The 11,814-nt window shown below is 37.2% G+C and carries 11 protein-coding genes and 2 pseudogenes; 3 read left to right on the forward strand and 10 right to left on the reverse strand.

Annotated features, from left to right (window positions below):
* Positions 1–468: 468 nt before the first annotated feature.
* From NYE63_RS16745 to NYE63_RS16760, 4 genes and pseudogenes are all read right to left on the reverse strand, one after another.
* On the reverse strand, positions 469–1,899 hold the full coding sequence (locus tag NYE63_RS16745; RefSeq protein WP_342601961.1) for an IS4 family transposase: 1,431 nt from the start codon (positions 1,897–1,899) through the stop codon (positions 469–471).
* A gap of 730 nt (positions 1,900–2,629) precedes the next feature.
* Complete coding sequence (locus tag NYE63_RS16750) at positions 2,630–3,502, reverse strand: YitT family protein (protein ID WP_164854976.1); 873 nt, start codon at positions 3,500–3,502, stop codon at positions 2,630–2,632.
* Between the two features lie 857 nt (positions 3,503–4,359).
* Positions 4,360–4,893, reverse strand: a pseudogene (locus NYE63_RS16755) (SPFH domain-containing protein); the annotation flags it as partial.
* A 20-nt stretch (positions 4,894–4,913) separates the two neighbouring features.
* Positions 4,914–5,432, reverse strand: coding sequence for an NfeD family protein (locus NYE63_RS16760; RefSeq protein WP_342601962.1), 519 nt, complete (start codon positions 5,430–5,432; stop codon positions 4,914–4,916).
* A gap of 323 nt (positions 5,433–5,755) precedes the next feature.
* Between NYE63_RS16760 and NYE63_RS16765 the strand changes: the two genes are divergently transcribed.
* On the forward strand, positions 5,756–6,328 hold the full coding sequence (locus tag NYE63_RS16765; RefSeq protein ID WP_342601963.1) for a biotin transporter BioY: 573 nt from the start codon (positions 5,756–5,758) through the stop codon (positions 6,326–6,328).
* Positions 6,329–6,630: 302 nt separating this feature from the next.
* On the opposite strand, the gene NYE63_RS16770 is transcribed toward NYE63_RS16765, so the two are convergent.
* Both NYE63_RS16770 and NYE63_RS16775 read right to left on the reverse strand, forming a co-directional pair.
* Positions 6,631–7,116, reverse strand: a complete 486-nt coding sequence (locus NYE63_RS16770) for a YusW family protein (protein ID WP_342601964.1) — start codon at positions 7,114–7,116, stop codon at positions 6,631–6,633.
* Between the two features lie 101 nt (positions 7,117–7,217).
* A complete protein-coding gene (locus tag NYE63_RS16775; protein ID WP_342601965.1) occupies positions 7,218–7,862 on the reverse strand; it encodes a hemolysin III family protein in 645 nt (214 codons plus the stop codon).
* Between the two features lie 156 nt (positions 7,863–8,018).
* Here NYE63_RS16775 and NYE63_RS16780 point away from each other — a divergent pair, with 156 nt between their 5' ends.
* Entirely contained in the window at positions 8,019–8,606 is a 588-nt protein-coding gene (locus tag NYE63_RS16780; protein ID WP_342601966.1) for a metalloregulator ArsR/SmtB family transcription factor, read from the forward strand.
* Between the two features lie 63 nt (positions 8,607–8,669).
* Here NYE63_RS16780 and NYE63_RS16785 read toward each other — a convergent pair whose 3' ends face one another.
* The 4 genes from NYE63_RS16785 to NYE63_RS16800 form a co-directional block, all read right to left on the reverse strand.
* Positions 8,670–9,269 (reverse strand): cell wall hydrolase, encoded by a 600-nt coding sequence (locus NYE63_RS16785; RefSeq protein WP_342601967.1) that lies wholly within the window; start codon positions 9,267–9,269, stop codon positions 8,670–8,672.
* Between the two features lie 105 nt (positions 9,270–9,374).
* Entirely contained in the window at positions 9,375–9,950 is a 576-nt protein-coding gene (locus NYE63_RS16790; protein ID WP_342605802.1) for a GNAT family protein, read from the reverse strand.
* A gap of 40 nt (positions 9,951–9,990) precedes the next feature.
* Positions 9,991–10,395 (reverse strand): secondary thiamine-phosphate synthase enzyme YjbQ, encoded by a 405-nt coding sequence (locus NYE63_RS16795; RefSeq protein WP_342601968.1) that lies wholly within the window; start codon positions 10,393–10,395, stop codon positions 9,991–9,993.
* An 832-nt stretch (positions 10,396–11,227) separates the two neighbouring features.
* On the reverse strand, positions 11,228–11,464 hold the full coding sequence (locus tag NYE63_RS16800; RefSeq protein ID WP_342601969.1) for a hypothetical protein: 237 nt from the start codon (positions 11,462–11,464) through the stop codon (positions 11,228–11,230).
* Between the two features lie 101 nt (positions 11,465–11,565).
* Here NYE63_RS16800 and NYE63_RS16805 point away from each other — a divergent pair.
* Positions 11,566–11,792 (forward strand): annotated as a pseudogene (locus NYE63_RS16805) (IS5/IS1182 family transposase); the annotation flags it as partial.
* Positions 11,793–11,814: the final 22 nt, after the last annotated feature.

Here is an 11,814-nt window from a genome sequence, read left to right on the forward strand (position 1 = left end):
AGTATAGAAACGACTGGCGCAACGACGAAAAAAGGATTAAACTCCCAGAGAACTACCCCTTATAGGGGCGCGACAGTCGGTGGTACACCGTGGTTGTTGGATCAGACTAACAGATGGGCTCTAAGACACCATAGATCAAAGACCTTCTTTGCAAGCCATTAAACATTATTGACCCGGAAACCCATTTTCATCCTCTGGGTGCAGCGCCGGTTTTGCGCTGCAAGGATGGCTATCGGGTGCTTTAGTAAAATAAGAAAATAAAAAAGTGGATTCCTTGAAACTGGGAATCCACTTTTTTTATTGGGAGAAAACTTCCTTAGCGTTGTAAATCAGCATTTTCCTGACTCTACCCCATGCCCATCAAGCTAACAACATAAATTAATAGAGCCAAATAATATTGATTCAAAACTACCCAGTACTGGGAAATTAGGCATGTCAAAGAAACCTTTAAAAAAGCGATATTTTTTGCTAGGCAGCTTGTCTATCCTTCACCGTCGTTTGATACACAACCCCTAGAATATCAAAGACAGTCATCTTCTTATACCTATGGCATTTTCGACCGTTCTTTTTGAGTAGCTGAAAAAGGCGATGAAGAATTTTCAAAAGCTGTTCTGAACCAATTGCTATTGCTTGAAACAATAACGGAAAGTAATCTTTAATCATATAAATCGCTTTGTATTCACTCAACTCCTGATTTTTCTTTTCAAGCAAAAGCTGTCGCATTTGAAACATGGTAGAAGAACAGAGGAGAATGCCAATAAGTTGGCCGTATAAATGGCACTCTAGGCGTTCTTTTTTGATTGTTTTGCATTCATCGATTTCAAAGAATGACTTCCATGTTTTAAATAAAATCTCAATCTGCCAACGCAGGGAATAGAGGGAATGGACATAATCAGTGGGAACTTCTTCTGGCGATGAATTCGTGATATAGACATTCATCCCCATCAAGTGCTTACTTTTCTCCTTCATGACAATGCCTTTCTTCTTTTCTCGTATTGCTTGGTTTATAAGGCGTGTTTGCGTTTGATCATCGGTTAAACGATGGATAATAACACGTGCTGGAAGCTTCTGATTTTGGCCAATGTATGCCTCGGGGATTTCCATCGTTTCACCAGGGGTTAGACCGGACATTATTTGTGCCATATCAAGCTTGATGTATTCTGTTTGCTTTTTTATCGTGCCATTGTTGAAGAATTCTGGCTCAGGGTTCTTGATATAAATACGTGTATTAAGCTTTAATCTCGAGATATAGTAAGCATCTTTATCATGAATGGCTTGTAAGTCTCCTAAATCAAAGTAACCAAGATCACGTAAGCATAAATCGCCTTTCTCAACAGTTTCAAGGCAAATTGTACCGTATGTTTTATCATTGTTCTTTCCTGGTCCTAGTTGTACGTTTAAAAATTGGCCACTTAATAAATCGTATTCCAATTGGATTTTCACCCCTGCAGTATTACTACTCCCTCCAGAGCCTTGATAATTTGTAGCAAAGGAATCAGGTAGCTGAAATACAGTCGCATCTAAAATCCGAATACGTTTGAAAGTAGAAATCATGTCTGAAGAAAGTGATTGATTTAAACAGAGTTTTTGTGTTAACAGCGAAGTAAAGACTTCTCGGAGGAATGTGACAGCTGCTGGATTAAAGCGTTGATTCAACCCTTCTGGGCTCATTAGTACACCCGTCGAAGCCTCTAAACGACTACATAATTGTGTAAGTGATGTACTAGCGACTTCTTGGCTGAGCCAAACGCAAAGGGCGATGAGTTCAGCTGCTTGATACTTACTAGATCGCTGTACAAAGCCCATCTGTTTGGCCGTTTCTTGTAGGACTAATGGAGATAGAAAGCGTTGTAATTCTTTCGCAAAAAGTGTCAGTTCACTGGAGACGATAGGATTCATAAAAAAACACCATCCTTTCTCGTAAACTTCTTACGATAAGCATAGCGTTTTTTCATTTTTGAAGGTATTGTTTAAACTTAGCTTGATGGGCATGTGACTCTACCCCAATAAAGAATAAAATAGACCAACCTCTCATTTGTAGGTCTTTTTTATACGTGTTTCTAAGGCGCTGAAATCTGCAATTAATGAGCTATTATTCGTAAAATAAAAGTTAATTGCGTTAGAAAGCATTTCTCTGCATGTATAAAGTCATAAATAACTACAAATGGAGAGTTATTCTATAGACTTTGATTTTAAAATGCTATTCCAAGAACTTTAATTATGTTAAGTGAATACTAAAATGTTTCATAAGAACTGATAAATATTTCTATTCAAACGTCTAATCACTTATGGAATGCCTATTGGCGTGTGGTATTCCAGTTAAATTACATAAGTGAGCGAATAAAACTATAGCCATGATAATTGGAATAATACTAACCAATAACACGCCTTCCCCTCCAATTTGTTGTGCAAGCCACCCATAAAGGAGAACCCAATATTGCCTCATAAATTCATCCAACCAGAGTCAGATCCTGAAGTAGCTATATAGTATTTAAAGAATAACAACTTCGTACTCTTATCAGTATTCATTTGTTTAGTGTTACCCCATGAATACAAGCTTTAAAATCACCTTTTAGCAAAACTAAAAGGTGTCTTTTATGTAACTTTATTTTAAATTACAGGTTTCTATCTAATGAATATCATGTTTTCTGAAATTACCACCCTTAACTTCTGCTACGTCATATACTGTAACAAAAGCAGTTTCATCAATCTCATTAATAATTTCTTTGATTTTGCTTTCTTCTAAACGGTTAATGACACATGTGATTTCCTTAAATTTTTTATTGGAATAACTGCCATAAACTTCATTGTATGTTGCACTTCGACCTAAACAATCACGAATGGTCTCGACCATTAATTCGGGTTGAGTTGTGATAATTTTAAAGGTTTTAGAGCCACTTAACCCTACTTCCACTATATGAATCACTTTAGAAGCAATAAAGTAAGCAATTGCAGAAAGAATTGCTCCTTGTAGACCGAATACGGTTGAACCGAAAATAAATACAAACATGTTTAAGAATAGGATGAAATCACTTGTCCCAAAAGGTAATTTTCGAGAAAGTAGTACGGCTAGCATATCAATTCCATCTAATGCTCCGCCATTCCGCAATGCTAATCCCATCCCAAAACCGATGATAATACCACCTACAACGGTAACTAATAATGTATCACCTTCAATAATCGCTGGGGTATGGTGCATGAGGCTTGTACCAACAGCTAGTGAAGCTATTCCGATAATCGAATAAATCGCGCAACCTTTACCAATTTGTTTATATCCTAACCAGATAAAAGGAAGGTTAATAACGGCAATTAGTAGTCCTAATGGTAATCCAAATAGTTGTGAACCAATGATACTAAGCCCCGTCACCCCCCCATCAGATACATTGTTTGGGATTAATACGGTTTCTAGTCCATATGCGGCTATAAATCCCCCAATCATTACTATTAATCCTCGTAAAATCATTTTTAGCTTATTTGGTTTATGCTTTTTGATTGTGCTCATATAATTCCTCACCTTCAAACAAATTTTTTTAATTAAGCTTACTATAAACTTCTTCTTTAACTATTCTGCCCCTTTAGTTGAACAAGGAACAATGTGTTAGGCAGTCTTGTCTACTCTCAAATGTAGAATATTCTACACTAGGCCAACCACTAGCATATAATAAAAGAGTACATATTCCAAAATCATCTAATCATCACCTACCCCAGTATATTTTCTATTTTATTTATGAAAGTAGACAGGCAAGCTTACTGAGTTATTTACATAGTATCTAAAGGATAGCTACTACATTCATTAATTAATATCTATTTCTGTATATTTCTGTAGTGTTACCGCGTTAATACAAGTCATATGTACGTAAAGCAGATGTTAAATTAAAATAAAGTTTGATTAGAAATGTTATGGGATTCTTTATTTGAAAGTAACTAAAAAGAACCCATTTTGAAAAAAATGGGTTCTTCATTATTTTTTAAGCTCCGCGATTAATATAATGTGTCGATTGCCTCACGCGTCAACGGAAGTAATTCTTCTGTTCGTCCATCTCTGTTGGTGTATTTATTATAACCTTCCTTCTATCAACAACTTTTTTGTACCTACCAGTTGGTATAAATTTATCATGCTTTTTTTTCAACCTGTATCTTTAACTTAGGATTAAGTTCCTCGAACAACATTCTGTCCATGTGCTGACCTCGTACCCAGTCATTGTATCCCCACATAAACAATTAACTATTAAAATTCTTTTTCCCCATGAAATCACTAATTATTTTATTACTTCATTTTTCCCTTTACTGTTTATTGAAGTATGATACCTTGCAAATGTACAACCTACCGTACTTTTTGATGTAATTTGATTTTAACTATTTATATTTAGCTAAATCCTGCGAGGCTACCCGCTGTACTTCCTGAGAAAACTTTTCACGGTTTTTATAAATTTCCTCCACTGTCATCGAGCCAAGGATGGAACGAAGATGTCCCTCCAAAACCTCCCGTGCTTCCTGTTCACGATCATCTTTGGACTTACCAAGAAATTGCTCTGCAGCTGTGGCGATATCGGTGATTGAACCGCCAATCTTGATTATCGATACACCATCAGCCATGACAGGAACTCCCTGTTCTGTGTATACTTCAGGAGTTGAGACCTCGAGCTTGCTTGACAACAAGCTTAGCGGTTCCGCTTGCTGGAACACCGGGAGAACGAAAGCCCCCCCGCCGCGGACGATTTTAATTTTATTTCCTGATTCATCGATGTGAACATTCTTGCTTCCTAAGTAGCTTCCGGTCACGATCAATGCCTCATCAGGACCAGCCGTGCGGTATTTTGTAACAAAGACAGCAATAAGTGCGATAAGTAAAAATGCAACAATGGCGACAACAATCCAAATCAAATCAAACATACACTACCTCCTACCTTTTTTTAATCCTGGTGTGGCATAACATAGACAACACCATTTTTAACTTCGATGATCAAGACCCTTGTATCCGAAACAATTCCTTCATTCTTATAACTTGCCGCAGTTTTCGCGATGCTTCCGCTGATGCTTTCAATCAGGACTTCCCCAAACCCGTCAACCGGGATTGATGTCAGAACCCTGCCGACCCTCCCTCTCAGGTCATTGTCATGAAATGTCAAACTTTCTTCAGCAGATGAGATGGGAATCAAAACAAATACATTCAGTAAAGTGACGATGGTAAATGCAATGAGCAAGGAAATGCATACACTTAATCCAGCATTAAGTCCTGAAAGCGATTCAAGCAAAAACCCACTCGCAAAAAACACGGTCAAAAAGCTAAAAATGAGAGTTGGATTAAATATATCCGGTAATTCAAGGCCGGAAAAAATATCATTAAACATAATAAATAAGAATGTTAGCCCCCCGAATATAATTAATCCATATAAATAGACTGTTTCTAATGGAACCCCAAATAACTCCATCTTTTTCATCCTTTAAATTCAATTTTTCCAAGCCGCTCACTACCTTAAGGACCTGGGACAAGCGTTTTATCAACATTGATAATCCGTGGTTATAATCCCCTCCATTTACTTTACTTCCCATTAATACGAATGACATATTCAAAAAGTTTCATTTATTTTCCAAGTTTTGAATTTCACCCTTGTTTCACTTACAAACATTGTCATCTAAAAAGACCATTATTGAAATAAATTTCATAATATCATTGACAGTGTTTACTTAACATATTAAAATTCTTTATATGTTAACTCGTTACACAACTAGGTTTACATTAGGGGGAAGCACGATGAAGGAACGTCATGAGAAGTTAAGAATGATGATGGTTACAGCTTTATTTGCCGCACTTATAGGAATACTTGCCCAAATTACAATTCCACTGCCCTTAGTACCGATTACAGGACAGACTTTAGCTGTTGGATTGGCAGCTACAATACTGGGTTCACGTTATGGAACCTCTTCCGTTTTATTATACTTGTTCATAGGTGCAGCGGGAGTACCAGTATTCGCTGAAATGTCAGGAGGACTAGCTAAGATATTCGGTCCGACTGGCGGTTATTTATTATCCTATATCCCGACAGTATATATAACGGGTTTGATATTGGAAAAAACGCGTTTCTCAGTTGCAATGGCTTTTCTTGCAAATACAATCGGGATGATACTTACTTTGGTCATCGGTACGGTTTGGTTAAAATATATGAGTTCATTATCATGGCCAGTGGCATTTGCCAGCGGTTTTGCTCCATTTATAATCGTAGGCATTTTAAAGGCATTCCTTGCATCTTGGCTTGGCATTACAATCCGTTCAAGGTTAGCGTCAGCTAATATGCTACCAAAGAAAAATGCACCAATTTCCCAATGACAGGTAAATGAAGAAGAGGGTACCGCTTGTGGTACCCTCTTCTTCATCTATTTACTTTTTCCTCATAATTACAAGTTCCCGAACACTTACACAAAAAAAAGACTCTTAAAAAAGAATCTTTTTTGCAAGTATTTATTGCGGTCCTATCCCCATAAGTCCGAATATGAATAGCAAATGTATATTATCCCCTTTGCTAACCGTAATCATTTTACTATAGGAACAGTAATTTGACAACTATTGAGGACACACATTAACATGCTACCATTTTAATACTTAAGGAAGAATATTGTAAACGGATTTAGTTACTTATTATTCACTTTATATTCTTTTTTCGTGCCATCATCGAAAACGACCTCTAAATCAAATTCTTGATAGTCTTCCTTCAAATCAAAAGCTTTTGTCACTTCTTGAATGACTTCCTCCTCTGTTGAATCTTTGGTGAAAGTCAATTTTTCTAGGATTGGGGTCAATTCTTTCATTGCTTCATCACCGTGAACTTCATGTTTGTTAGGTTTGTCCTCGATCGAAGCTTCTGTTTGAGCTCCCATTGTATCATATTCAGCTTCGTATTCGTTATCATTGCCTGTATAATCCACTTCTAATTGAAAATCCTTATAAGTGAAAGGCAGTTTTTCATTATTATCCGTTCCTGTTTCAGGATTATTTTCCGCTTGATTTTCATTTTCCTGAACCGGCGGGTTTTTCACTTCATCGTTTTCTTCGCCGCATCCAACCAAAACAAGTATAGCGGCAAACGGCACTGATAATATTTTGATTGATCTTCTCATTAGTTTTTTCCTCCTTTAGTCTGTATACCTTATTTATTTCCTAATAGGAGTCATTTAAAACCAAAAGAACCTCTCTCAGATACATCAAATCGACCAAGTGATCATAGTGGAAGGATATAAAACAATACCGCAAAAAAGTGTGTGACAGATCCCCCAAGCACGAATACATGCCAAACCGCGTGATGGAACGGAAAACCCCGCCAAACATAAAAGATGGCTCCAAATGTATAAAGCAATCCCCCTGCAATCAGTAACTGGATACCAGCTGAAGGCACCGTTTCTGTAAGTGGTCCCCAAACGATAACGATCATCCACCCCATTGCAATATAGAGAATCGTCGATAGGAAGAGGAATTTTTTTACATAGAAAGCTTTGAAGACGACGCCAATGATAGCAACTCCCCAAATTATACCTAGCAGTGTCCAGCCTAGTGACCCTTGGATCACAAGAAGCATGATGGGCGTATATGTTCCTGCAATGAATATATATATGGCTGAATGATCAAAGATTTCAAATATATCCTTTGTTTTTCCCTCTGGAAAACTATGCACTAAAGTGGAAGAGACGTATAAAAGAAGCATGGAAACACCATAAATGACTGAAATGACTATATGCCAAGGCGATCCTGTTTGGGCTGAGAATATGATTAAAAACACAAGTGCGGCAATACTCAACAAAACGCCTACACCGTGGGTTATCGCATTGACCACTTCTTCTTTTTTTGTATAAACATGTGTATTAGCCATGTTACAGCTCCTTAATTGCGGAAAATTTTTTAGTATTCACCTAAATTATACATCAGATCTGCCAAGCAATATAGAAAAGTGAATATTAACTTGATTATCATCCCCTAATTAGATTATTATCTAATTAGATAATAATCTAATTAGGGAGGGTAAAAAGTGCAATTAGAAAAATTGGTCGCTTTCCACAAAACGATTGGTGATGTGACCAGGATTAGGATTATATCCATCCTGGCAAACGGTCCAAAACACGGACAGGCACTTGCGGGTATATTAAAATTGACGGCCCCGACCATTTCACACCATTTAACTAAATTGAAGGACATAAATTTAGTGAAGGATCGGAGAGAAAAAAATACTGTATATTATTTTTTGAATGAAGATGTCCTGCAGCATTATTCTTCAGCATTACCTAAAATGGTTTCAACTAAGGGGGGCTCCAATAAAATGGATAATCAAAAGCTGATTTTAGAGCATAAAAAGATCCTTGAAAACTTCTTTACACCTGATGGTCGTTTAAAAACCATACCAGCACAGAGAAAAAAGAAAATGATCGTTCTTCATCATATTGCCAGCCTTTTGGAAAAGGGACGTAAATATCCAGAAAAAGAACTGAATGAATTCATCAAGTCATTCCATGATGATTATGCAACGATAAGGCGTGAACTCATTATCGGAAGCATCATGTACCGTGAAAACAGCATTTATGAACTGAACCCCCTCGAGATGTGGGCCGATATCGATTAACGGAAGGATTCATAAGTAAAAAAACCGGCCTCCCATTTGGTAAGCCGGTTCTTGTGATATAGTTTATATGGCAAAATGGTGGCCGCCGATGATTTTTATGACCTCTAATTGTTTCATCCATTCGCTGTCCGAAATACTAGGATTCCAAAAATATAAGGCATCATTTGTGTAGCCATGAATCGCCAATGCTTCATTGACAGCTCTCTTGGCATCTTCTCCAGCTGCTTTGTTAATACTGCCATCACCAACGGGAGAGAATTGGTTTTTTTGATAGATGACTTCCCGCACCGTATCAGGGAATTCATCGCTATCAAGGCGATTCAAAACTACTCCTGCAACCTCGACCTTTCCTCTGTAGGGCTCCCCTTTGGCTTCTGCATGCACAAGCCTTGCTAATAATTCTTTATCTTTTTCATTCATTCCATGTGGAATAATCAATGTTTTACCAGGTTCGGCAACATTATTTATATTATTATTGACTTCTTTTAACTTTTTGATCGGGACACCGTACTGCTTCGCAATATCCCAAATCGATTCACCTTGTTTAATGACATGTTTGGTTGCTCCATCAGAAGCTATACTGGTCGTTCCCTTAGGAAAAGCTATCCCAAGTACGATGACACTTAGAGTCATTATCACGGTTATTAATACTGATAATTTCATCTTGTAACCTCCTCGTTAAGCATCTTCCTAGGATAACAGACCATATAGGAGAAAACAGTGCTAAATTTTTTCCAAGGAAATAAAGGAAAAATTTTCACTTGGCAATTAACCTCGAATTTTTAATGTTTCCCATTCTTCCCGTAGCATTCCCATTCTGATTGAATCATAATAATGCCCCTCATAATAACGGCATTTTCTCATTCTTCCCTCTACTTGCATGCCTAGCTTTTCCCCAACTGCCATCATACGTTCATTACCTGACCAGGTCGTCAGCCCAACTCGCTCAATCTCCATTTTTTCGAATAAATAGCCTATGAACAACATTAACGCTTCTGTTCCATAACCGCCATTCCAATACTTGGGCTCAAAAATCGTAATTCCGATTTCAAGCCAACGTGAAGATTCATGTTCCCAGTAATATACAACAGAGCCTATTATTTGATCGTTTTTTTCCATTAATAGCTCAGAGTAAACCTCCATTTTTTCATCATAGGTTCTATGCTTCGTTTCTTTATCGATATACGTATGGAAATCAATGAGTTCAAGAGGATGATAAGGTGCATCCCACTTTTTCCATTCTGGATCGGCTTCTCCATATTTCAGGCTCCATAAACGTTTTAAATCGGCTTGTTTAACATTCCTCAATATTACTTTGCTTCCTTCAATCCAAACATCTTCCAATCCGCTTCCTCCCACTTCATCCTTGCTTGAACCTTCCATTTTACCGGTCGACACATAATTTAATAAAATATTGCCTTTCTCTGGGACCATCGAATTCACAAAAATATACACCCTGCCAAGTACCAAGGATTAAGCTCCCTTTATGGATGATCACTTGTTGTGAAGAACCAACCGTACTTGATTTCAAATGGGCTGCTGTGTTTCCTTCCATATGTAAATCCAATGTATGATTCCATGGGTATTGCTCATCCAGTCTTCTTAGCATATCCTTTTTGACATCGGGATCAGCATTTTCATTAATCGTGATCCCTCCTGTCGTATGTGGACAATATATTAGAGCTATCCCCTCTTGAATCCCATTTTCTTTGATGAATGCCTGTACTTCTGGCGTAACATCAATCATCTCATCCCTTTTCGTCGTTTTTAAGGTGTTTTTCTTCAGCATGTACGTTCACTCCTTTTGTTCATTTTAATACTCCTTTACCCATAAACATTACATTCATGCTTTCATAAACGATTCAAGATTAAAAATATAAGAAGATCTTATCGATAGCTTATTAAAAAATTACCTATTCTTATTGATCTTTTTATTTCAAAATTGGATATATAAGGAGCTAGGAGGAGTGGCAAGGTGAACTTCATTTTTAAGTCAATCGACCATTTCTAATTAGCCTCTCCTAAAAATAACATGGACCCATTGAAGAAGTTTTTCACTGAGATTCTAATGTTAAAATAGAAACCGGCTGCCTTAAAATCTATGGGGAGTATAGTTTGAATCCGGATCGATCAATTGAGGAAACATTCATCTCTGCGCGAAAAAGCCAATCCAGCGCTTGAAGTTGAAAATCTTTTTGGCTTCAAACCACATTTTATAAATAATCATTTATCTTTTAAATAGACGCAACGTTTCCTAAAGCGAACCGCTTTAATGTATCCACCCTTTCTGCAACTGGATTGAAGTTTTGGATTGGATATAAGAAAAGCGGATCCGATGTAATTGGACACGCTTCAGACTGTAGACAAACTCACTCGATAATAATTGAGTTTGTCTACAGTTTTTTTGGTTCATAAAATTTGACCCTTGATTCCCTCTTCAGGCACTAGCTTTCCGCAAGAGTCTCGTACCTTCCGTTCTAATCAACTTTGTTTTAACCGTTAGATAGAACTCCTTTTACCTATAGTCTTTTTTTTAGGCTATGTTAATTTTTATTGTAATTGAAAAAACATCTAATCAAATAAATGAATTTTATCCCCTTGTGTACGTTGCCTATATTTCATTAGTTCTCACCCAATTCTAACTCCATTATGGTCGTGCCATCAGTGGTTAATCGAAACAGTCCGAACATAACTGGATTAGCTTGCACCAATCCTTCACGCATTAAACCTTTAAGCGACTGATTTACACAGGATAGATTTCCCCATTCTTTCGGAAGACGACCAGCAATTTGAATCGGTGTCTGCCATTCAGTGGTTAATGATAGCAACAAGGTTCGTTGTTTTGCGGTCAAGTTCATACTTTCTTCCTCCCTGTTTTTTTAGGTCAACATTACTATATTGTACGTTCTTAATGACTGTAAGTTTCGTTAATTGGTAACGCCTTTAAGAAGTAATAAATCAAGAACGTGGAAATAAGCCTTTTCCTCCAGATAAATTTATCAAGTAAGAAAACAAGGAGATTAAAGAAATTCCACTGATCCTGAGAGTGGCTACTATGTGAAAGATGAACGAACAAAACAGTTTGCCTATTTGTTTCATGCGGCGGCAGCAGACCACAATGGATTTGTATTGAGGACGATAGTAACGCTCGGAAATACGCATGATAGTCATATCTTAGAGCCTCTATTTATAACTACTACAAATCCAA

The sequence above is a fragment of the Peribacillus sp. FSL E2-0159 genome, from assembly GCF_038643155.1.
Lineage (GTDB): Bacteria > Bacillota > Bacilli > Bacillales > DSM-1321 > Peribacillus > Peribacillus simplex.